Here is a 22,645-nt window from a genome sequence, read left to right as displayed (position 1 = left end):
ATTTTACCAGTATTTACTTCTAGACGTCTAAAAGTCTATTTAAAAAAGCTCTAATAAGACCTATTTCGAATTTTTAGTTTGTTTCGGTGATTAATTTTTCCCTTACTTTCAAGCGATATTCATTCTGCGAATAGGGACTACAAGAATAAATAATTGAAGATAGAATTCGCTTAGTACACAATATCGGTCTCTTAATCTTGGGTTAGCCAAGATCTTAGTTTTGGATGTTGTTGAATGCTTAAAATCGGAATCAATGGTTTTGGTCGTATAGGGAGAAATGTACTCCGCGCTTTATATGAGCAAGACTATAGAGAGCATGTCAAAGTAGTCGCAATCAATGAAATTGCGCGTCCTGAAGCCATTGCCCACTTGTTACAATATGACACTGCCCACGGCCGATTTTCTGCCAAGGTAAAAAGTGAGCATCAATGTCTTATTGTTAATCAAGACAAAATCAACTTATTGCATCAAAAAGATATTCGTCAAATCAATTGGGGCGCTTATGATGTGGATATTGTTTTGGAATGTACTGGCGTATATTCATCCAGAGAAAATGCTCTGATGCACATTGCCAATGGCGCAAAAAAAGTGCTTTTTTCGCAACCCTGCTCGGATGATATGGATGCAACTATTGTTTTTGGTGTCAATCATAATGAATTAAGTGCTCAAGATAGAGTGGTGTCCAATGGTTCATGCACCACCAACTGTATTGTGCCAATCATACAGATTTTGGATGATGCTTTTGGGATTGAAAGTGGCACTATTACCACCATACATGCTTCAATGCATGATCAGCAGGTCATAGATGCCTATCATGATGATTTACGTAGGACCCGAGCTGCTAGCCAATCTATCATTCCTGTAGATACTCGTTTAGCCAGAGGAATTGAGCGTATCTTACCTAAGTTTGCCAACAAATTTGAAGCTATCGCGGTGAGGGTACCGACCATTAACGTTACGGCGATGGACTTAAGTGTTAGCTTGTTATCTGACGTTAATGTGCAGCAAGTTAATGCAGCAGTGCAAGCCGCTCAATGTCATTTCCCTGATAACATTGTGGATTACACTGAGTTGCCCTTGGTGTCAGTGGATTTTAATCATGATCCACATTCATGTATTGTTGATGGCACACAGACCAGAGTGAGTCATAAACGTTTAGTAAAAACATTAGTGTGGTGCGATAATGAATGGGGTTTCGCAAACCGGATGCTAGACACCGCACTACACATGCATAGATTAAATTATACAGATTAAAAGGAGATAAAAATGCCGATTACCTCAATGAGCGATAAAGACCTTAAAAATAAACGAGTGCTCATTCGACAAGACCTGAACGTTCCTATCAAAGATGGAAAAATCGGCTCCGATGCACGCCTTAGAGCATCTCTCCCGACGATTAAGTTAGCACTGGAAAAAGGTGCAGCCGTGTTAATAATGTCTCACCTAGGTCGACCTACAGAAGGTGAATACGATGCAAGTTTTAGCTTATCACCTATCGCGGATTATTTGTCTGAACACCTTAATGTAAAGGTCAACTTTGTTAAAGATTACCTTGATGGTGCAAACGTTGATTCAGCGCCAGGGCAAGTCACTCTATTAGAGAACGTGCGTTTTAATCCAGGTGAAAAAAAGGACGATGAAGCATTAGCTAAACAATACGCTGCTTTATGCGATATCTTCGTGATGGATGCCTTTGGTACCGCACATAGAGCGCAAGCCAGTACCCATGGCGTCGCAAAGTTTGCACCAGATGCTTGTGCTGGCCCTTTACTTGCCGCCGAATTAGATGCATTAGGTAAAGCGCTTGATAACCCAGCTCGCCCCATGGTTGCTATCGTCGGTGGCTCAAAAGTCAGCACCAAACTGACGGTATTAGAAAGTTTGGCTAACAAGGTAGATCAATTGATCGTAGGCGGCGGAATTGCCAACACTTTTATTGCAGCTCAAGGTCACAATGTAGGTAAATCTTTGTTTGAACAAGATTTAGTGGATGAAGCGAAAAAGCTCACGGCTCAAGCTCAAGCTAAAGGTGGCGATATTCCTGTACCAACAGATGTTGTCGTGGGCAAAGAGTTTTCCGAAACCACAGTTGCAACCACCAAAGCGGTTGACCAAGTAGCAGATGATGAAATGATTTTTGATATAGGTCCAGAATCTGCTGAATATTTAGCGAACATTTTAAAAACTGCAGGTACTATAGTATGGAACGGACCTGTAGGCGTATTCGAATTCGATCAATTTGCAAAAGGTACTGAAATTATTGCTAGAGCAATTGCTGAAAGTGATGCTTTTTCAATTGCCGGTGGAGGTGATACTTTAGCCGCAGTTGATAAATTTAATATTGCAGATAAGGTATCTTACATATCAACAGGTGGTGGTGCTTTCTTAGAATTTTTAGAAGGTAAAACCCTGCCCGCTGTAGCGATCCTAGATCGCGATTAAACAACAACGCTGTACTTAAATGTACGTTATTTGTACCGACAGAAAAAATGGAGCCCTTGCTAATGTCAAATGAAAACCCCGTTTTAAAGGAGATGCTGGAAAAAGTTACTTCACAAACTGGATTTATTGCTGCTTTGGATCAAAGCGGTGGTAGCACGCCAAAAGCCCTTAAGCTATACGGTGTGAGTGAAAGTGAATATTCTGGCGATGAGGAAATGTTTGATCAGGTACATGCGATGCGTACACGCATTGTTACCAGCCCAGCATTTGATGGTAAGCGAGTACTTGGTGCTATTCTATTTGAAAACACTTTGGATCGTGATATCGAAGGCAAAAACAGTGCGGTTTATTTGTGGGAAGAGAAAAACGTTGTACCTTTCTTAAAAGTCGATAAAGGCTTAGCTGAAGAAAGCGACGGTGTTCAAATCATGAAACCTATTCCTGATTTGGATGACCTTCTAGCAAAAGCCAGCAAACAGAATGTTTTTGGTACCAAAATGCGTTCGGTAATCAAAACGGATAACGCAGACGGGATAAAAGCAGTTGTCGAACAACAGTTTGAAATCGGTAAACAGATTATTGCCGCCGGTATGGTGCCTATTATTGAGCCTGAAGTAGACATTAACAGCCCGCAAAAAGCGGCTGCTGAAGCTTTGTTACGCGATGAAATCATGGCACAACTTGCAAAGCTTGAAAGTGATCAATTAGTAATGCTTAAACTTACGCTACCAGAACAAGCTGATTTCTATGTGCCCTGCATAGAACATCCTAATGTAGTTAAAGTTGTGGCGCTATCCGGTGGTTATAGCCGTGATGTAGCCAATCAACGATTATCTGAAAACCATGGCATGATAGCGTCATTCTCTCGGGCATTGACTGAAGGATTAAGCGCGCAACAATCTGATGATGAGTTTAATGCCGCCATTGATGCTGCAATTCAAGCTATTTATGATGCGTCAGCGACTTAATTAGCTGTTATGAAATAAACCCTGATGAATATCAGGGTTTCCCCCTGTGTCATCCGGTTGAAAACTAGGATCTTCTTAAATTTTAGAGCTCATCATCAAAAAAACAGCTACCTAAATTTACCCATTGAAGATAAGGATAATCAATTGAAGCAAGAGCTGTTAACCCATATTTTAGAAATGTAAAGTTGTGTAAACAAGCTGTATTGATAACAGAAACTCCAGCAGAATATTGAGTAATATAGAATTTTAGTTTAGGAAAGATACAAAATGGCATCGCCAAAGTTTCACAATTCAATAAGAAAGTACCACCGTTGGATAGGCTTTTTTCTAGCAGGAATAATGAGCGTTTATGCCATTAGCGGCACCTTGCTGATCTTTAGAACAACTGATTTTCTCAAGTTTGAACAAACCTCTGTTAGGCAAATAGAGACAAACCTAAATGCAAATAGTTTAGGTGAACAGTTACGCATCCGTGGATTTAGAGTAATAGAGGAAGACGACCAGACGATTCGTTTTGCAAATGGTGAATACAACAAGCAAACCGGAGAAGCAAGGGTTACTAGCAAAGAATACCCGATAGTGCTTGATAAACTAGTCAAATTACACAAAGCCACTACCAATAGCCCTATTTACTATGTAAATATAGCTTTCGGTGCATGTTTGCTGTTTTTTTCTATCTCTGCTTTTTTAATGTTTTTGCCAAGAGCTGCCCCCTATAAAAACGGATTAAAGATTGCCGGTGCAGGTATTGTCTTTATGCTTTGCGTGGTATTTTTTGCCAGTTAACGAAATTCTAGATACTAGAAACGCTTCGTATATTATTACAAAGTTATTGCACTGTAATATCTAAATCTATATTGATGTCCACCAAATATGATTGTTCTTTTTCCAAATCTACCATCAACAGTGGATGTTGTTCTAACAAGGAATTTTCAATAATTAACTCGATATTTTGATCGTCACGGGCCAAAATATTGCCCGTTACTATAGATTCAGTACGATTAATATTAAATACAAGTGCAATCCTTAAAATTGCCAATAGCTTGTACAACCGTAGTCGGTCATAGTTAACAAACTCCGGAAACTCTTTCAACTTGATACGCTTGCGATGGAACTTTACAAGGGTTGCAATTACTTGTTGCTGTTCTTGGTGAAAGCCTGGCATGTCAGAATTAGCTAAAATATAAGAAGAGTGCTTGTGGATTCCCTTAGAGTTGATATGCAAACCGACTTCATGTAGCAGGCTAGCCCAGCCAAGGATGAATCTGTTATTTGCACTATCGATTTCCCACACGTCTTTAACCTTGTTGTACAACGCCATGCAAGTTTGTAGCACATTATGCGCGTACTGAGGATCAACATGGTAGCGCTTAGCCATACTTTGCGCTGTACTCAGGCAGATATTCTGTGTCGTTTGTTTGGGTTGTAGTTCGTATAACACACCTTCTCTAAGCGCATTGGCTGCATACTTGTATTCGCCAATTCTCAAGGATTGGAAAATCGCCAACATTATGCATAAACCCGAAGCAAATACAGGTTTTCTCTCTTCTGATAATCCCTCAAAATCTAAGGCCTCTGCGTGGCCCTTTTCGATACAACGAGCTAAAAGTAGTTGTAAATCATGTTGATTTACCGCTTCTTCGGGTTCGCCAGTATCGGATGGATGAATGACCTGCGCTATAGCTTTTGCAGTACCTGAACTAGCAAAAATAACCTCCCAGCTATGTTTATTTAAACTGCGAACGGCTAATTCAAGATCCTGCCTAGCCATAGTGATCGCCTGTTCACAGGCTTTTTGGGTAATAATGCCGGATTTAAAGAAGCGTTTTTGATAGGTAACACAGCCCATGGAAATACTCTTGCATATGTCCGGAGTAAAACTTGTACCTATAGCAAATTCGGTTGAACCACCGCCAATATCAAATATCAAACGCGGTTGAAGCACTTGTAGTCCCGACGAAATACCTACGTAAATAAGTCGAGCTTCTTCTGCCCCCGCAATAATATCAATGGGGTAGGGGAAGACTTTCTTGGCAGCTCGTTGAAAAGCTTTCGCATTTTGAGCTCTTCGAAGCGTATGGGTAGCAACGACCCTAACTTTAGTATGATGCAAACCGCTTAATGTTGGTGTCATTGAAGCCAAAGTTTGCACGCCTCTATCAATATACTCTGGCGATAAGTATTGATTGTTGTCTAAGCCTTCAGCTAGTCGTACCTTGTGCTTGATTTTATTCACAACTTGCAATGCACCCTGGACAACTCGAGCAACCACGAGATGAAAACTGTTGGAACCTATATCAAGGGCAGCGTAATGTTCATACTCTTCGGTATCTTCAGATTCAAATACTTGATATAGGTTATTGTCCGTCATGTTTTATTCGCTTTCGAGTTTGGTCAGGTATTGGTGAATTTGAATCTGTGAGCGCAGTTTCTTTCTATTGCCTCTTTTGACATATTCGTTGGTCTGATGCTCATCAATGACCCTGGCCTTAAGAGTATCTCTAAATTGTAGGTCTAATAGTGTATCAATCATGGCTCTGGCATCAGGATCTTTGACCGGACATCCTACCTCGATTCGATAATCCATATTACGGGTCATCCAGTCGGCAGAAGATATGTAGTAGCGAGGGTCGCCGCCATTTTCGAATACCATAATTCTCGGATGTTCTAGATATCTGTCCACTATACTGATGACTTCTATATTCTCACTCATGCCAGGAATCCCAGGTATCAGGCTGCACATGCCGCGAACAATGGCGCGTACTTTTACCCCAGATTGGCCAGCACGGTATAAATCATCGATCAATTCGTTATCCACAAGATTGTTCACTTTAAGAGTGATTTGCGCAAAGTGACCTTCGGTACAGCGCTGAATCTCTTGACGAATCAGGGATTGTATTTTGCTTCTGGCGTTAACCGGAGATACCTGCAATTGGTTAAACCTGACTTTTTTGTACGGGTTTTGAATAATGTCAAATACCTGAATCGCTTCTTGAGTAAGTTCTTCGTCGCAAGTAAACAATGATAAATCTGTATAAATTTTTGCGGTTTTTTCGTTAAAGTTACCAGTACCAAAGTGAGCATAGTGTTTTAGCTGGCCTTTTTCTTCACGGGTCACAATACAAAGTTTACTGTGAATTTTAACATTCGGGTTACCTAGAACAACTTTTACGCCAGCATCCGTCATGCGTTTTGACCAGGCAATGTTATTTTCTTCATCAAATCGCGCGCGCAATTCCACTACCACAGTCACTTTTTTACCATTGTCTACCGCATCCACCAGAGAGCTAATGATGCGCGAATGAGAAGCCACGCGATAAATATTCAAGCGTATATGTCTTACTTGAGGGTCAAACGCAGCCTGACGAACAAATTCGGTAAAATGGGTAAAGTCGTGATAAGGGTAATACAGTAAGATGTCTTTTTGTGAAATAGCATCAAACACAGTGTCATGTTGAGTAAAGGTTTTATTTCGAATCACTGGCAATTTTGTGTGTTCCAAATAATGCCGACCAGGATTAGGGAAACCAATAAAGTCTTTAAAGTTGCGATAGTGTCCGGCTGACTGAATGGTATCTATGGACGAAATCTTCAATCGCTTTCGCAGATCATTGACCATTTCAACCGGCATTCCCTCATCATGAATAATTCGCACCGGCTCAGCGATTAACCGCTGTTTCATGCTCTCAGACATTTTTTCAACGTAACTTTCATCAATTTCATCGTTGATGGAATATTCGGCATCACGGGTAATTTTGAAGGAATAAGCTTCGGTAGATTCAAATTTAACGAAGCCTTTAAAAATATCACCCACACAGAGTTTTATTACATCATCAATCAGTAAAATTTGCTTTTTCTTTTTGGATTCATCTGACGGTAAAACAACAAAACGCGACATAGATGACGTTGGGATTTCTACCACAGCGTATTTCGGCGATTTTCCCGGTCTATTTAGCGCAACGTCTAAATATACCGAGCTATCATTAAGACGTTGCAGCAACTGCACTTTGTTGTCCAATAAAATCGGAGCGACATGCATCAGCACATTTTGTTGAAAATAATTTTTTACCCATACTTTTTGTGGGTCTGACAATTGGGTGTGAGTCAGAATATGGATATTATATTTTTTCAGTTCTTTAGTGACTTGTTTGTGCAACTGATCAAAACGGGCAGACAGTTTTTTTACTTTACGTTGAATTTCGTAAAGTAATTCAGAAAATTGTTCAGCTTGAAATAAATCCCCTTCGTTTTGAAATATAGTGATCTGACGTTTTACGTCGGCCACTCGTACTCGATAAAATTCATCTAAATTGTTGCTGTAAATACCTAGAAAGCGGATCCGCTCAATTGCAGGGGTGTTTTCATCAGCCGCTTCTTGTAATACGCGTTCATTAAACGCTAACCAACTTAACTCTTTGGGATAGTAAAGCTGTCTCATTTTTTCCTCAAATTATTCAAATTCAACAATTAGATCATCAGCCAAGGCTTCTATCGCTGATTTTAATTCACTTGCTTCAACTTCATCTGCGCAAAGCAGGTTCAATTTGGCACTAAATAAAGGACTTCCCCAGTTTGCGGCACTTTCACAACGGGTTTCCATTTCTCGGATATTGACCGAAAACGTTTTTAATGTGGTAGTTATGTCGTTGACTATGCCTTGCCTATCATTACCTGTGACAGTCATTCTGATGCGTTTTGAGCGAGTGTCCACATGTTCAGAGGCTGGCGTTAGTGTGATTTGAAGATTGGCAATGGCGTGACATTTACGAATCAATTCATTGTGCATGTCTTGTTCTAACAAAACTTCAACAAAACCTGCAAACTGACCAGCAAGATGGCAGAAACTACTCCTGAGCCAATTTCCCTTGCATTCAGAGACTGCGGTTGCTATTTCATTAATTAAGCCTGCTTTGTCACGACCAATAACGGTAAGTACCATTGCTTGCATTTTTTGACCTTTTTAATAGTTTTGTCATCAAGTTGTTGTGTTATTATCGCAGAAAGATTGCATCTTTATGAAATTATTTAAAATTCTTCCATGCAAAGCAAGCTTAAAACACACAACGCCAAGGTGCGATTCCGTAACAATGCCATAGCCGCTCGTGTTTTCACGGGATTTGGTTGGTTAGTGCTTGCTACATTTTTAGTGCTAATCTTACATATCTTGTCAAACGCTGTCCCCTTATTATATACGCCAAAATTGAGCTTTCAGTCCAGTGTTTCTATTTCCGAATTGACAGATGTGATAGGGGTAAGAGAAAGTGCCGAACGCACTATTATTTACAGTCAAGAAAATTGCGCCCTAGTGGTGTCCTCGGTAATACAAGACAAGGTTGAAAAATTGTCACATCACAGAGTCACCTGTGATAGCGAATTGGTGATGCTAGATGCGAGTAGCGAGATTAATCATGGGTATGTGGTTATTTCACCCAATGGCTTAGTGGAGCTTTACCGTTTAAACATAACCGGGACTCGGGTTGAGTCTACTCGTTTTACTTCTTTCGATTTATCCTCTTTGATCTTGGGTGTCATAAAATCAGACCACAATCAACAATGGCAAGCAAACCTAACTCAAGGGCGCGTGCACCTTTGGACCAAAGGGCAGAATAAAGGGATAAGAGTTTACCAATTTGATATAAATCAGTTAGAAGAGGCGGAAGTTTTTGATTACCCTGACGCTCAATTTTATCTCCCGCTTGCCAAATATCACCAGCATTTGATCAAAACAGGTGAGCAAGTGCTTATTTATGATGATGCCCAGGTCCTACTACAGAATGTTGAGCTTGGCGCGAATCAAGCGCTTATTCCGATGACGAATCAAAGAGGCTTTTTCTTATTCGAACAGCATAGCTATTCTGTTTGGGGCATAGTGAATCACCAAGGAAACTTCATTTTTAAACAACTTAACCGATTTGAAAATGCAGAGGTTGGTAATGTGCTTCATATGGATTTTGATCCACATACAGGCGCCCTCTATTTCATCAGTGATACGAATGAATTATTACTGCTTAACCCAAATACGTTTGAATTGGTAAGTAAACAAAGTTTGCGTACAAAAGTAACAGGTATTTTTGCCTCCACTAGCAGGGTGATTTTAGTGGGGGAGAATAAAATCATGTTTTATTTGCCCGAAAATCTGCAAGGCGTAGTGACTTGGAAAAGCCTATTCTCTGAGGTGCAATACATTGGATACGAAACACCGGGATTTATTTGGCAAACCAGTGTTGTGGATGGTAATGATCAGGCTAAATTCAGCTTAGTGCCACTTATTATTGGTAGCATAAAAGCGTCTGTACTTTCCTTATTTGTCGCTGTGCCTTTAGGCTTAGGTGCTGCTGTATTTACGGCGTTTTTTGCCAGTAATGAAACCCGTGCGATTCTCAAACCCTCAATCGAAATGATAGAAGCCATTCCGGCCGTCATTATTGGTTTTATCGCTGCGGTATGGTTAGCGCCATTTGCTGAGAAATCGTTGCTAGCGCTACTAATGATGCTGTTGTGCATGCCCATGGTGTTTTTGGCAATGATCTTCATACATTCATCAATAAAAACTCGTCATGAAGACTTCACTCAATCTATCTTTTATATCTGTCTAATGACAGGCTTTTTTGCTTTGGCACTTTTTGCTCTTTTTAGCCTAGCCCAAGGTTTACAGGCGTTGTTGCTGACTCAACCTGAAAGCCTTTTCACCCAAATTATGACCAGTGTCACCTTGACCAAAAGCTCAATAGTAGTCGCCTTGGCCTTAGGAATTGCCATCACACCTACCATTTATACACTAGTCGACGATGCCATTCATGATGTTCCAGATGGCGCCAAACATGCGGCTTTTGCACTAGGTGCAACAGAAGTTCAAACCTTGTTTAGAGTGGTTTTGGTTGTAGCTCAGCCAAGTATAATTTCTGCAATTATGTTAGGTTTTGGGCGGGCTTTCGGCGAAACTATGATAGTCTTGATGGTCACTGGAAATACCCCAGTAGCAGATTGGGATTTATTATCTGGCCTACGTTCGCTCACATCAAACTTAACTATAGAACTGCAAGAATCAAGTCAAGGAAGCACCCATTTCCATATTTTATTTTTAACTGCTGCTATCTTATTTGCATTTACTTTTGTGATTAATACCTTGGCCTCCATGTTCAAAAATCGGCTTAGTTGGAAAAACAACAATGGTTAATCAAGACTATTTTAAATTTAAACAGTCAATGGTTGAGGCCATCAGTATTTTATGCATGGCAATATTGTTTATTTTTTTATTTGCAATGGTGGTGTTTATAGGCTTGCAAGGCGCTAGATATTTTCTACCTTCAGCAGTACATTCTGTCACCTTGTCTTATCCTCAGTCCTTACAAGAAGAGTATTACGAAATTAGTTATTTGTCAGCAGAAGAGCTAGCTCAGGAATATCAAACAAGATTTCAAAAGCAATTTAGATTTGAAAATGCAAACATTCCTCAGGTCAGTGTCAGGACTGAAGCAGATGTGGTTCATCTTAAAACTCATTTGGGTGAAAGCATATTGGGGAAAGTCCGAACTTTAACCTCACCAGAATCCAATACCTTAAACTTAGAAAATTTAGATGATCTACTCGCCACCACCGAATTATTGAAATCAGAGCTGGGGGAAGTACAAAGTACAATTTTACAGCCCTTGCATCAAGATATCGCCACCTTGTTGCAACAGGATGTAGCCAAAGATAGTCCTGCATTACAAGAGAAATATCAACAATTTAGTCGCTGGCAAACCTATTCAAATAGTATTGATCAACAATTAGCTGCCTATACCATTGAACTAGTAGATAGCCATGGGAATTTGAGACAAGTACCCTTGGCAAGCATGGAATCTATTATTTTTCCTAATGATCTTGGATTTTTCGATGGCATCTACATCACATTCAGTAAAATGATGGCCTTTTTGGCGCAAACGCCTAAGCAAGGTGCCACCTCTGGCGGCGTTTTTCCTGCCATTTTCGGAACTGTGCTTATGGTATTGTTGATGACTTTGGTGGTCGCGCCATTCGGTATTATTGCTGCCATCTATTTGCACGAATACGCACCTGATAATAAAACTACAGCGCTAATTCGCATCGGCATAAGCAATATGGCGGCAGTTCCTTCAGTGGTGTACGGCGTTTTCGGACTTGGCTTCTTCGTTTACACCCTTGGCGGTAGTCTTGATACTTTGTTGTTCGATGATAATTTACCTTCCCCGACCTTTGGCACACCAGGCTTACTTTGGGCCTCTTTAACCATGGGCTTGTTAACTTTACCCGTAGTAATAGTCTCAGCTGAAGAAGGCTTGCGGCGAATACCCCAGGGGCTACGAGAGGGCAGTTATGCCTTAGGGGCAACTAAATTAGAAACCATTCAAAAAGTAGTCTTACCCATGGCAAGCCCAGGGTTGTTGACCGGAATTATTCTGGCTATTGCTAGGGCCGCTGGTGAAGTAGCGCCACTTATTTTGGTGGGAGCGGTAAAATTTGCGCCGAATTTGCCAGTGGATGGCGAGTTTCCCTTTTTACATTTAGAACGTCAATTTATGCACTTAGGTGTGTTTATTTATGACGGGGCATTCCATAATCAGTTAGATAGCCAAACATCATCGATGATGTTTGCATCTTGTATGTTATTGTTGGTGATTGTATTTCTATTGAATATTACAGCGGTAATTGTGCGTAAGCGTTTACGTGATAAATATGAAAGGAACCAGAAATAGATGTTTAAGTTGTTTGAACGAAAAATTCTTTCTGTTGATGAAATTTCACGTGCCCAAGCTGGCATTGATGTGAGGGATTTAAACGTTTGGTTAAGTAATAAAAAAGTACTTAACAACATCAGTATCCGCATTCCTAAAAATCGAATTACCGCCCTCATAGGACAGAGTGGTTGTGGCAAAACAACTTTGCTGAACAGCTTTAATCGTATGAATGATCTCAACAAAAAACACCGTTGCCAAGGCGAAGTGTGGATTGGTGATCGTAATGTGTACGATAAGAAAGAACAGACAGCAAATTTACGTACTCAAGTAGGTATGGTGTTTCAAACCCCCAATCCTTTTCCTATGAGTATTTACGAGAATGTGTGTTTTGGTTTGCGTATCCAAGGACAAAAAAGCCGCAGGGTACTCGACGACGCAGTAGAAAATGCGCTCAAACAAGCTGCATTATGGAACGAAGTTAGAGATCGACTATTCGATTCGGCATTACTTCTCTCTGGTGGGCAACAGCAACGTTTAATGATCGCAAGAGCACTGGCGCTCGCGCCAGAAATTTTGTTGCTTGATGAGCCTACATCTGCTCTTGATCCTCTTACCACGCTTTATATTGAAGAGCTGATTAGTGAATTAGCCAAACATTGTACCATTGTAATTGTGACACATAATATGCAACAAGCGGCCAGGGTTTCTGATTATGCTGCTTTTATGCATCAGGGAGAATTAATCGAGTTTTCAGACAGCGATTCATTATTTACCATGCCTGCTAAGCAGCAGACAGAAGATTATATTACCGGCCGATATGGCTAATTGTAGAGTAGATTAAAATGCGCAAGCCATTACAACTAGATACCCATATATCAGCCAAATATAATCAGGAATTAGAAACGCTAAAACATTCCGTGTTGACTATGGGCGGTGTGATTGAGCAACAAATTGTCAATACCTTGGTGTCCATCGAAGAAAAGATTCCAAATTTAGCGGAACGGGTGAGCTTAAATGACACCAAAGTAGACGCCATGGAATTTCAAGTTGAGCAAGAGTGTATGCGCATCATTGCTAAGCGTAACCCAACTGCGGGTGATTTGCGATTGGTCATGACAGTGGCGAAGACCTCTACCGATTTAGAACGTATCGGCGATGAAGTTGCTAGAGTAGCAAGACTGATTTCGTCTGAGCAAATGCCTGAATCAGAAATGGTTAGAGCCGGTATTATTGATATAGGCAATCGCCTAGTGCATATGATGCGTTCGACCCTAGATGCCTTTGCTCGCCAAGATGATAAGGCGGCCATACTTGCCCATCAGCAAGATAATGAAATCGATAAAATGTATAAGAAGTTGTTGGAACAAACGGCGTCTGAAATTCAATCTAATCCTGAAGATATTAACCGCTGGTTGGATGTTTTATGGTCAGTTAGAGCCTTTGAGCGTATTGGTGATCGATGCAAGAATATTTGCGAATACGTCATCTACCTGACGCATGGTAAGAACCTTAAAAATGCGTCTATGAAAAAGACAATTAAGAAATTACTGAAGTAATTTTTCCGACGTTATTACAGTTACATAAAAATTTAATATTTGGTTGTGTTGTCAACTAGAGCGTAAACGTTTATATTGCGCTCACTTTATTTGATAATTCTCGCAAGTCTATAGGCCACGTTTTTAATGGATATTTTATCAAGTTATAGCCTGTTGTTGGTTATGCTAGCGGCTATTTTTGGGTTAATAATGGCGTGGGGCATAGGCGCAAATGACGTCGCAAACGCTATGGGCACCTCTGTAGGTGCTAAAGCCGTTACGCTAAAACAAGCAATACTCATTGCTATGGTGTTTGAGTTTGCTGGTGCCTATCTCGCTGGTGGAGAAGTGACCTCGACTATCCGCAAAGGTATAGTGGACAGTGGTTACTTTGAAGAGGTTCCGCATTTACTTGTAATAGGGATGATCTCTTCTCTATTAGCTGCCGGTATATGGCTGGTGGTAGCATCCTTTCAAGGATGGCCGGTTTCTACAACACATTCAATCATAGGTGCCATTGTAGGTTTTACCGCCGTAGGGATAAGCGCTAACGCGGTAGAATGGGGCAAAATTTTAGAAATTGTTGGAAGTTGGATCATCACACCTGCAATTTCAGGCATTATTGCCATTTGTATCTTTATCAGTGCGAAAAAGTTAATATTCGATCGTGACCACCCTCTAGCTTATGCAAACCGTTATGTTCCTGTGTACATGGGCTTGGCTGGTTTTATTATGTCGTTGGTTACCATTAAAAAAGGGTTAAAACACGTCGGACTGAATTTACCATCTGATCAAGGCTATATGTTGGCGATTGGTATAGGTGTGCTCGTCGGTATCATTGGTTTTTTCCTCATTCGTAAAGTCAACCAAGGACATCTTCCTTCTGATGACGCTATCGACCATATGACGCCCGAACAGCAAAATGCCCGCATTGAAAAAGTGTTCGCAGTGTTAATGGTACTAACCGCTTGTTGTATGGCTTTTGCTCATGGATCAAATGACGTTGCAAATGCCATTGGGCCATTAGCCGCTGTTGTAAGTGTTGTATCCAATGATGGTGCTATTTTAGATAATTCCCCTCTTGCATGGTGGATCCTACCTTTAGGCGGTATCGGCATAGTGCTTGGTCTTGCGATGTTTGGTCATAGAGTGATGGCCACCATTGGTTCTAAAATTACCCATTTAACGCCATCTAGAGGTTTTGCTGCAGAACTTTCAGCGGCAACTACGGTATTGGTGGCATCTGGCACAGGATTGCCTATTTCGACTACTCAGACGCTAGTGGGTGCGGTACTTGGTGTTGGTATTGCACAAGGTGTTTCGGCGGTAGACGGGAAAGTAATTAGAACCATTATTACTTCATGGGTAATTACCTTACCTGCAGGCGCAGCGTTATCTATTATTATTTTCTACATATTGTCGTTTATATTTGGTGTTTAAGCGTTAATTTGGTATATCTATAATCAGATTAACTAAAGATTAACTTATGCGATTTCCAAATTTAAAGCATTTGTATTACCTCATCGTATTGCATAAAGAGCAGCATTTTTTACGGGCTGCTCAAAAATGTAATGTAAGCCAATCGACCCTAAGCACAGCCATTCAAAATCTCGAAGATACTTTAGGACATCAACTCTTAGAACGGGATCATAAATCTTTTGTGTTTACCGACTTTGGCGAAGCCATGGTTGAAAAATCAAAGCAATTACTCAGTAATGCCCAAGAATGGACAAGCTTTGCTGAATCTGCTGGAGATTGGAAAAGCGGAAGTTTACGATTAGGTGCTATACCCACCATAGCGCCCTTTGTGTTTGAATCCTTAATCCGTCAAATGGCAACGCACTTGCCTAACATTGAACTTCAGCTCAGTGAAGACACCACAGACAACTTGTTGGAACGCTTATCTGATGGTGAATTGGATTTACTTATTCTCGCGCTACCGATGAAAACTCCAGGTTGTAAGCAGTTAGTCGTGGGTACAGATGCTTTTCATCTAGTGACCAATAAAACCGCGGCTGTGGCATTAAAAAATCATGTCAGTATTGATGAGTTGCCAAATGAAAGTATTTTCTTATTGCAGAAAGAACATTGCTTAACTGAACATGCAGTATCTGCTTGTGGGCTAGCACATAAATCTCAAGTAAGTAGTTTAAAAGCCAGCAGTCTGCATACCTTGGTTTCCTTAGTAAATAGCGGACTAGGCTACACTTTTATTCCTGCCATGGCCCTCAAAAAAGGTATTTTAACCGGTACAGATGTGATTGCTTTGCCGGCAGAACAGGAAGCTTTCCGAGAAATTGGTTTGGTGTGGCGAAATGGAACCACAAGAGTGCAATTATTTAGGGCAATTGCAAAATTAATTGCGCCCTTGATGCCGGATCCTAAAGAGTTATAACAAATACTTGCTCTTCATCTTGCCCCAAGTTTGGGCATTAAATGCAATAAGGGCTTCATGTTTTATTGAACATTGCATCGTCAGGCACTACTATTGTCACAGTTAAAATAATAGTAAGAGTTTAAAATGACAAAACAAATTGTGCTCAGTGGGTCAGGGCTTTGGACACCAGAGCATAGTATATCAAATCAAGAACTTATCGATTCCTACAACGCCTATGCAGACTGGCATAATCAAAACTATGAAGCAGAAATCGCTAAAGGCGAAATGGAGGCAAAACCGCATTCTTCTGCTGAGTTTGTGGAAAAAGCGTCGGGTATAAAAAGTCGTTATGTTTATTGCAAAGATGGGGTATTAGATATTCATCGAATGCGTCCAGATATAAAGCCGCGTTCAGACGACGAAATTTCACATCAAGCGGAAATTGCCATTAAGGCGGCGAAAGCTGCAATGGCATCGGCAAATAAAACTGCCAACGACATTGATGCCGTCATTGTGTCTTGTGCCTACACACAACGCTCATATCCTGCAATAGCAATAGAAGTTCAGGAAGCCTTAGGTATTGATGGTTTTGGTTTTGACATGTTAGTAGCATGTTCAGCTGCTACCTTTGGTATGCATCGAGCTTACGAAATGGTTGCCGCTGGCACGGCCAAAGCGGTACTAGTCATTAACCCAGAATTAGTATCACCTCAAGTAAATTACAAAGATAGAGATAGTCATTTTATTTTCGGTGATGTGGCCACTGCGACTATCATTGAAGCCCAAGAGACAGTCACTAGTGATCACGCTTTTGATATATTGTCGACCAAAGCAGTGACAAAATTTTCGAATAATATTCGTTCAAATTTTGGCTATATGACCCATGCCACTGATGAAGATCCATATGCAGCCGATAAACTCTTTCATCAAGAAGGAAGAAAAGTTTTCAAAGAAGTCTGTCCAATGGCTGCGCAACACATAGTGGATCATCTACAAGCTCATGAGCTCGGGCCAGAAAACCTCACAAGGTGGTGGTTACATCAGGCGAATATCAATATGAATTTATTGATAAGTAAGCGATTGTTAGGCAGAGATGCATCTCTAGAGGAAGCGCCCATTGTGTTGGACCGGTATGCAAATACAGCGTCTGCAGGTTCTGTTATCGCCTTTATTTTGCATCATCAAGATTTGAAAGCTGGCGACTATGGCATTCTATGCTCTTTTGGCGCTGGTTATTCCATCGGTAGTTTGTTGATTCGAAAGAGGTAACCCCTTTGGTATTTGATTTAGGTTATGGACTGACCGCGTTAGGTTACTTTTTACTTTTCCTTCTGCTATTAACTACGCGCAAATCTGGATTTGCGCGTCATTTGCTTATGTTGTCCACCATTATTATGGTGGCTTGGGCAGTGTTGCACGTTACCTATATTAATAATAACCTCTCCAGAGAATCCATCTTAGTCTATGACAGCATCAGACAAAGTGTTTGGATGCTGTTCATATGCGCCTGTATACAAACCAGTGTAAGCAATCTATTTAGTTTCTTGCGGCAACCAACGACGTTAATTGCCTTGATTTTACCCGTCACTACTATGCTTTCAGCTGGTTTTCAGTTAATGCCGAGTAGTTGGCAATTTAGCTTGCATACATTACTTGCAATCCAAGCCTTAGTAATGACGGAGATCATGTATCGCCAAGCAGGTGAAAATAAATGGGCGTTTAAACCCCTGGTGATATATTTGGCCGCCATCAACTTAATGGATTTCGCAATTTATGCGAATGCACTGATGTTAAATACCCTAAGTTGGGATTTCTTTGCCGCAAGAGGCTACATATTTTTCACCTTAATGCCGTTTTTAGTCATTGCTGTGCGCAGAATTAAACATTGGGGTATAGAAATATTTGTCAGTCGTGATGTGGTATTACACAGTACCTTATTACTCTTGGCTGGCATCTATCTTTTAGTGATGTCACTTTTAGGCTATTTGGTGAAATATTATGGCGGTAGCTGGTCGTTAAGTATTCAATTGGCATTGGTGGTTATTTCCTTGACCTTACTAGCAGCCTTGCTGATGTCTCATCAAATTCGAACCAAGGTAAAAGTGTTTATTACGAAACACTTTTATGCCAATCAATATGATTATCGTGTTGAGTGGGTAAAACTTACCAAAACGCTCACCGAAAGTAAGACCGATAATTTGCCAAGTGTTTATGAAACAGCGTTAAGAGGCTGGATGGAAGGCATAGGTTACGATTCGGGGATTGTGTATAAAAAAAGAAATCTAGACTTTACCCCTGTGAGTCGTTTGCCAGCGCATGCAGAAGATCTTCCTAGGCTTGTAATCCAGTGTATAGCTCGATTTTATGATACAAAGCCTTGGATCATCGATGTGGATGAACTTAAATCTAAACCAGAAAACTATGCCCATCTTGATGAGAAATCAGCCTTTATTCATCACTGTCCGTATCAACTTATTATTCCCATTGTGGTCAATGATGATTTATGGGGATTTGTCTGCTTAGATGCTGAATTGCCAAACCGTAGAGCGCTAAATTGGGAATTGCGAGATTATATCAGTGCATTGTCTGATCAAATTACGTCTTTTATTATCAATGCAGAGAACTCGCTTGCGTTAGCTGAAAACGCGCAGTTTGCAGCCTTTAACCGCATGTCGGCTTTTGTTGTGCATGATTTAAAAAACGTATTGGCCCAAATAAACTTAATTATTTCTAATGCAAAAGAACATAAAGATAATCCAGAGTTTATTGAAGATACTTTTGAAACCCTTGAATACACCAAAGAACGTATGGACAAGATGCTCAAGCAATTGATGCAAAAAAATACCGAGCCAAATAAAGGGAAAAACAATGTTGAGGTCGTGTCATTAATCAATGACCTAATTGCGCAAAAATGTGCTACCTTACTTCCATTACCTAAGGTAGATGCCAACGGCGAAATAAATCTGCAAATAGATGCCGAAAAATTGTCTAATGTTTTATACCATTTAATTCAAAATGCTCAACAAGCAACTCCTGATGATGGTAGTGTTAACCTACAAATATCTCAAACCGATGCTGAAGTTGAGATACAAATTGCCGATAACGGAGAAGGAATGTCTATGGATTTTATAAAACATCGACTTTTTAAACCCTTTGATACCACAAAAGGCAATGCTGGCATGGGAATAGGCGCTTACGATGCGAAAACTTTTATTGAAGAAAGTAAAGGTATTTTGGAAGTGGAAAGCGAAGTAGGTCAAGGGACGACTTTTTTGATTAAATTACCAAAAGGACTATAGACGTTTATGGAAAAGATTCTGGTAGTCGATGACGACTTAGGTATTCAGAAGCAACTGAAATGGGCACTAAAAGACGTAGAAATAGTGTTTGCTGCTGATAGACAGTCGGCAATCACCCAATTACGTCGATTTGAACCAAGCGTAGTTACTTTAGATCTAGGCTTACCACCAGATCCGGCAAACGCATCTGAAGGCTTACAAGCGCTTACCGAAATTCTACAGTTAGCGCCAAGCACTAAAGTAGTGGTTGTTACAGGTAATGATGATAAAGAAAATGCACTTAAAGCAGTTGCTTTAGGCGCGTATGATTATTATCAAAAGCCAATAGACACTGACACTATCAACCTGATTATACAACGAGCATTGAATCTTTCAGCATTAGAAAGAGAAAACAAAGCCTTAGCTAAAACCTCTGCGTCTATGGGGCGTATTATCGGCAACAGTGAAGCTATTTTAGGTGCAGCTCGAAAAGCTGAGAAAATTGCCCAAACTGATATTAGTGCTCTTTTGTTAGGTGAAAGTGGAACCGGTAAAGAAGTCTTTGCGCGTAGTATTCACGAAGCCAGTCATCGTAAAGATAAAAAGTTTGTCGCGATTAACTGTGCCTCTATACCTGAAAACCTGTTGGAATCAGAATTATTCGGTTATGAAAAAGGCGCTTTTACTGGTGCTAATAAAACCACGCTGGGTAAAATTGAGTTAGCCCAAGGCGGTACACTTTTCCTCGATGAAATAGGTGATATGCCTATTGGCTTGCAAGCAAAAATGTTGCGCTTCTTACAAGAGCGCGTCATCGAGCGCGTTGGTGGAAGACAAGAAATCAGTGTCGACGTGCGAGTTGTGTGTGCTACCCACCGTGATTTGCATTCTATGGTCAAAGAAGAGACCTTTAGAGAAGATTTATTTTATCGAGTGGGTGAAATCAGCATTATTATTCCGCCACTTCGAGACCGTGACGATGATGTGATTTTATTGGCCAAAACCTTCTTAAATCAGTACAAAGACGAATATGGTGCCAAAGTTAAAGGTTTCAGCGACGATGCAGTTGCTGCCATGCGAGCTCACTCTTGGAAAGGTAATATTCGTGAGTTGCAAAATAAACTGAAATCAGCGGTAGTTTTAGCTGAGAGCCATTTAATTACGGCTGACGACCTTGGACTCATGGCGGCTGAAGAAGAACACAGCTCACAAGTATTCAATTTAAGAGAAGTCAGAGAAGTGGCTGAGTCAAAAGCAATTCGTCGTGCTTACATGCAAGCCGAGCAGAATATTTCAAAGACTGCCGAGTTATTAGGCGTGACTCGACCGACACTTTATTCATTGATCGATAAATACAGATTGGACGAATTAAAAACTAAAAGTTAAGCTAAACATTCGTATTTATCCAAGGAATATAAAATGTCAGACCTAAATAAACTTGAATCCCGTGAAGGGCAACGTGTTCCTGAAGTATCTTGGCCTTGTAGAGTGGGCGAAAATTGGGAAACTAAAAACAGTAGTGATATTTTTAACGGAAGAAAAGTCATCGTATTTTCGCTTCCTGGCGCCTTCACGCCAACTTGCTCTTCAACGCACTTACCCAGATATAATCAATTGGCTGGCGTATTTAAAAAACTAGGCATAGACGAAATTTGCTGTGTATCGGTTAACGATACTTTTGTAATGAACGCTTGGTTAGCGGATCAAGAATCTGAAAACATCACTATGATACCCGATGGTAACGGCGATTTTACTCGTGGTATGGGAATGTTAGTTGGAAAACAAGATTTAGGTTTTGGTGAAAGAAGTTGGCGCTATTCCATGTTAGTGAATGACGGCGTTGTAGAAAAAATGTTCATAGAACCAAATAAGCCAGGTGACCCATTTGAAGTGTCGGATGCAGACACTATGCTTGCTTATTTAGATCCTAGCGTTAAAGCCCCAGAAGAAGTCGCTTTGTTTACAAAAATAGGCTGCCCGTACTGCAAAAAAGCCAAAGAGTTATTAACTGCAAATGGCTATGAATTCGAAGAAATTCAGCTTGGTAGAGATGCAACTCTAGCGTCCTTAAAAGCTGTGTCAGGTAGAGAAACTGTTCCTCAAGTTTTCATCGGCGGAAAACACATTGGTGGAAGTGACGACCTAGAAGCTTGGTTGTCAGCTTAGTCTCTAATTTTTTTTAAAATATATCGAAGCAAAAGTTGTATCATTTGAACAACTTTTGCTTTTTTATGTCTATTCTTATTGTTGTGTCTGCAAATGGAGCTTTTGTTTGAAATCGGTCTTAATTCTGTTTTTATCCTGTTTGGTCATTCCTTATGCGCAGGCTAATCTTTCATCAAGTCAGTTAGATGAGTTTGCCGCGATTTATCAACAAGAATTGGGGTCAACACGCGTTTGCGAACAGCAACTTTCTTATGAATATAAAGTGTGTTCTGATGTGCTAAAGAGTGAAGGCAATGCCCCTTATGTCTTTCAGTCAGATACATCTAAAGGGGTAGTGGTACTGTTTCACGGTTTAAGTGATTCACCCTTCTTTATGCGTTCTATTGCCGAATATCTTTATCGCGAAGGTTATACTGTGGTTGTACCCTTGACCCCAGGTCATGGCAAGTTAGAAGCAGATGCTGACATGGAAGATAGCCAATTAAAAAGTCGTTGGTATGCACACGTAAATCAGGTTATGGGGATAGTCGAACAGCAGCCGCAACCTGTATTTATTGGCGGCTTTTCAACAGGTGGCGCATTTGCGACCTGGTATAGCTTACATAATCCGGACAAAGTTAAAGGGATTTTATTGTTTTCAGCGGCGTTAGAGCTGACGGGTGGTGCAGAAACTATGAGTAAGATTTGGGGGATTAAATTACTCGCCAAATTACTTGATGGTGACTATGAAACCCAAGGTCCTCATCCATATAAATATCCTAGTGTCGCTAGTTATTCCGGACTAATACTAATGGATGTAATTCGAGACATTCGTGAGTTTTTAAAAGATAAAACTATAGAAAAGCCAATATTTGCTGCCCATTCAATGGCTGATAACGTCACTATGGTCAGCGGTATTGAATCACTGATTGAAAAAGTTGATGGCAATCATACGTTTTTCAAAGTTGATGAAAGCTATGATGTCTGTCATGCGGATGTGGTTATGAATCAGGTGCAGATAGTGCAGTTGCAGTTTAATAAGTCTGAAGTCAATGAAAATGAACGTTGTGCTGTGCCTAAAGCAAACCCGCAACATGACAACATGTTAAAAACCTTGGGTTATTTTATGCAGCAGCATGAACAAGGGTAGGCGAGATAGTTTGATCTTGATGCGCCACTGAGATGTAAAATTAAAATATAAAAC

The 22,645-nt window shown here is 40.5% G+C and carries 18 protein-coding genes; 15 read left to right on the top strand and 3 right to left on the bottom strand.

Annotation, left to right across the window (positions count from 1 at the left end):
• Positions 1-234: 234 nt before the first annotated feature.
• The 4 genes from epd (at position 235) to ACNKW3_RS06085 (ending at position 4,196) form a co-directional block, all read left to right on the top strand.
• A complete protein-coding gene (gene epd, locus ACNKW3_RS06100) occupies positions 235-1,254 on the top strand; it encodes an erythrose-4-phosphate dehydrogenase (protein ID WP_427398390.1) in 1,020 nt (339 codons plus the stop codon).
• Positions 1,255-1,266: 12 nt separating this feature from the next.
• Positions 1,267-2,442, top strand: a complete 1,176-nt coding sequence (locus ACNKW3_RS06095) for a phosphoglycerate kinase (RefSeq protein WP_427398389.1) — start codon at positions 1,267-1,269, stop codon at positions 2,440-2,442.
• A gap of 62 nt (positions 2,443-2,504) precedes the next feature.
• Positions 2,505-3,410, top strand: a complete 906-nt coding sequence (locus tag ACNKW3_RS06090) for a fructose bisphosphate aldolase (RefSeq protein ID WP_427398388.1) — start codon at positions 2,505-2,507, stop codon at positions 3,408-3,410.
• Between the two features lie 267 nt (positions 3,411-3,677).
• Positions 3,678-4,196, top strand: a complete 519-nt coding sequence (locus ACNKW3_RS06085; RefSeq protein WP_427398387.1) for a hypothetical protein — start codon at positions 3,678-3,680, stop codon at positions 4,194-4,196.
• Between the two features lie 43 nt (positions 4,197-4,239).
• Here ACNKW3_RS06085 and ACNKW3_RS06080 read toward each other — a convergent pair whose 3' ends face one another.
• The 3 genes from ACNKW3_RS06080 to ACNKW3_RS06070 are packed head-to-tail and all read right to left on the bottom strand — an operon-like array spanning position 4,240 to position 8,358.
• Positions 4,240-5,781 carry an exopolyphosphatase gene (locus ACNKW3_RS06080; RefSeq protein ID WP_427398386.1) on the bottom strand — a complete coding sequence of 514 codons (1,542 nt, stop codon included), beginning with the start codon at positions 5,779-5,781 and terminating at the stop codon, positions 4,240-4,242.
• Between the two features lie 3 nt (positions 5,782-5,784).
• On the bottom strand, positions 5,785-7,848 hold the full coding sequence (gene ppk1 / locus ACNKW3_RS06075) for a polyphosphate kinase 1 (RefSeq protein WP_427398385.1): 2,064 nt from the start codon (positions 7,846-7,848) through the stop codon (positions 5,785-5,787).
• Positions 7,849-7,860: 12 nt separating this feature from the next.
• Positions 7,861-8,358: a glycine cleavage system protein R gene (locus ACNKW3_RS06070; RefSeq protein WP_427398384.1), complete on the bottom strand. Its 498-nt coding sequence runs from the start codon at positions 8,356-8,358 to the stop codon at positions 7,861-7,863.
• A 90-nt stretch (positions 8,359-8,448) separates the two neighbouring features.
• On the opposite strand from ACNKW3_RS06070, the gene ACNKW3_RS06065 reads away from it, so the two are divergent.
• The 11 genes from ACNKW3_RS06065 to ACNKW3_RS06015 all read left to right on the top strand — a co-directional run bounded on the left by ACNKW3_RS06065 (position 8,449) and on the right by ACNKW3_RS06015 (position 22,591).
• Entirely contained in the window at positions 8,449-10,587 is a 2,139-nt protein-coding gene (locus ACNKW3_RS06065) for an ABC transporter permease subunit (protein WP_427398383.1), read from the top strand.
• Positions 10,580-12,124: a phosphate ABC transporter permease PstA gene (gene pstA / locus ACNKW3_RS06060; RefSeq protein ID WP_427398382.1), complete on the top strand. Its 1,545-nt coding sequence runs from the start codon at positions 10,580-10,582 to the stop codon at positions 12,122-12,124. Before ACNKW3_RS06065 ends, pstA begins: the two co-directional genes overlap by 8 nt.
• Complete coding sequence (pstB, locus tag ACNKW3_RS06055; protein WP_427398381.1) at positions 12,125-12,931, top strand: phosphate ABC transporter ATP-binding protein PstB; 807 nt, start codon at positions 12,125-12,127, stop codon at positions 12,929-12,931. It begins immediately after the preceding gene.
• Positions 12,932-12,948: 17 nt separating this feature from the next.
• Entirely contained in the window at positions 12,949-13,662 is a 714-nt protein-coding gene (gene phoU / locus ACNKW3_RS06050; protein WP_427398380.1) for a phosphate signaling complex protein PhoU, read from the top strand.
• A gap of 126 nt (positions 13,663-13,788) precedes the next feature.
• Positions 13,789-15,081, top strand: a complete 1,293-nt coding sequence (locus ACNKW3_RS06045; RefSeq protein WP_427398379.1) for an inorganic phosphate transporter — start codon at positions 13,789-13,791, stop codon at positions 15,079-15,081.
• 46 nt (positions 15,082-15,127) lie between these two features.
• Positions 15,128-16,036, top strand: a complete 909-nt coding sequence (locus ACNKW3_RS06040) for a hydrogen peroxide-inducible genes activator (RefSeq protein WP_427398378.1) — start codon at positions 15,128-15,130, stop codon at positions 16,034-16,036.
• A gap of 126 nt (positions 16,037-16,162) precedes the next feature.
• Positions 16,163-17,287: a beta-ketoacyl-ACP synthase III gene (locus ACNKW3_RS06035; protein WP_427398377.1), complete on the top strand. Its 1,125-nt coding sequence runs from the start codon at positions 16,163-16,165 to the stop codon at positions 17,285-17,287.
• A 5-nt stretch (positions 17,288-17,292) separates the two neighbouring features.
• Entirely contained in the window at positions 17,293-19,317 is a 2,025-nt protein-coding gene (gene prsK, locus ACNKW3_RS06030; RefSeq protein ID WP_427398376.1) for an XrtA/PEP-CTERM system histidine kinase PrsK, read from the top strand.
• Between the two features lie 6 nt (positions 19,318-19,323).
• Positions 19,324-20,682 carry a PEP-CTERM-box response regulator transcription factor gene (gene prsR, locus ACNKW3_RS06025; protein ID WP_427398375.1) on the top strand — a complete coding sequence of 453 codons (1,359 nt, stop codon included), beginning with the start codon at positions 19,324-19,326 and terminating at the stop codon, positions 20,680-20,682.
• 33 nt (positions 20,683-20,715) lie between these two features.
• Positions 20,716-21,462, top strand: a complete 747-nt coding sequence (locus ACNKW3_RS06020) for a glutathione peroxidase (protein ID WP_427398374.1) — start codon at positions 20,716-20,718, stop codon at positions 21,460-21,462.
• Between the two features lie 106 nt (positions 21,463-21,568).
• Positions 21,569-22,591 carry an alpha/beta hydrolase gene (locus tag ACNKW3_RS06015; protein ID WP_427398373.1) on the top strand — a complete coding sequence of 341 codons (1,023 nt, stop codon included), beginning with the start codon at positions 21,569-21,571 and terminating at the stop codon, positions 22,589-22,591.
• Positions 22,592-22,645: the final 54 nt, after the last annotated feature.

The organism is Glaciecola sp. 1036 (genome assembly GCF_050306235.1).
Classification (GTDB): domain Bacteria; phylum Pseudomonadota; class Gammaproteobacteria; order Enterobacterales; family Alteromonadaceae; genus Glaciecola.
The sequence above is the reverse complement of the archived record's forward strand: the minus strand, read 5'-3'. Positions and strand labels throughout refer to the sequence as shown.

What these genes read in the sequence shown, in the direction of transcription:
- epd (WP_427398390.1), top strand. Translation starts at nt 235, where the DNA reads ATGCTTAAAATCGGAATCAATGGTTTTGGTCGTATAGGGAGAAATGTA.
- ACNKW3_RS06095 (WP_427398389.1), top strand. Translation starts at nt 1,267, where the DNA reads ATGCCGATTACCTCAATGAGCGATAAAGACCTTAAAAATAAACGAGTG.
- ACNKW3_RS06090 (WP_427398388.1), top strand. Translation starts at nt 2,505, where the DNA reads ATGTCAAATGAAAACCCCGTTTTAAAGGAGATGCTGGAAAAAGTTACT.
- ACNKW3_RS06085 (WP_427398387.1), top strand. Translation starts at nt 3,678, where the DNA reads ATGGCATCGCCAAAGTTTCACAATTCAATAAGAAAGTACCACCGTTGG.
- ACNKW3_RS06080 (WP_427398386.1), bottom strand. Translation starts at nt 5,781, where the DNA reads ATGACGGACAATAACCTATATCAAGTATTTGAATCTGAAGATACCGAA.
- ppk1 (WP_427398385.1), bottom strand. Translation starts at nt 7,848, where the DNA reads ATGAGACAGCTTTACTATCCCAAAGAGTTAAGTTGGTTAGCGTTTAAT.
- ACNKW3_RS06070 (WP_427398384.1), bottom strand. Translation starts at nt 8,358, where the DNA reads ATGCAAGCAATGGTACTTACCGTTATTGGTCGTGACAAAGCAGGCTTA.
- ACNKW3_RS06065 (WP_427398383.1), top strand. Translation starts at nt 8,449, where the DNA reads ATGCAAAGCAAGCTTAAAACACACAACGCCAAGGTGCGATTCCGTAAC.
- pstA (WP_427398382.1), top strand. Translation starts at nt 10,580, where the DNA reads ATGGTTAATCAAGACTATTTTAAATTTAAACAGTCAATGGTTGAGGCC.
- pstB (WP_427398381.1), top strand. Translation starts at nt 12,125, where the DNA reads ATGTTTAAGTTGTTTGAACGAAAAATTCTTTCTGTTGATGAAATTTCA.
- phoU (WP_427398380.1), top strand. Translation starts at nt 12,949, where the DNA reads ATGCGCAAGCCATTACAACTAGATACCCATATATCAGCCAAATATAAT.
- ACNKW3_RS06045 (WP_427398379.1), top strand. Translation starts at nt 13,789, where the DNA reads ATGGATATTTTATCAAGTTATAGCCTGTTGTTGGTTATGCTAGCGGCT.
- ACNKW3_RS06040 (WP_427398378.1), top strand. Translation starts at nt 15,128, where the DNA reads ATGCGATTTCCAAATTTAAAGCATTTGTATTACCTCATCGTATTGCAT.
- ACNKW3_RS06035 (WP_427398377.1), top strand. Translation starts at nt 16,163, where the DNA reads ATGACAAAACAAATTGTGCTCAGTGGGTCAGGGCTTTGGACACCAGAG.
- prsR (WP_427398375.1), top strand. Translation starts at nt 19,324, where the DNA reads ATGGAAAAGATTCTGGTAGTCGATGACGACTTAGGTATTCAGAAGCAA.
- ACNKW3_RS06020 (WP_427398374.1), top strand. Translation starts at nt 20,716, where the DNA reads ATGTCAGACCTAAATAAACTTGAATCCCGTGAAGGGCAACGTGTTCCT.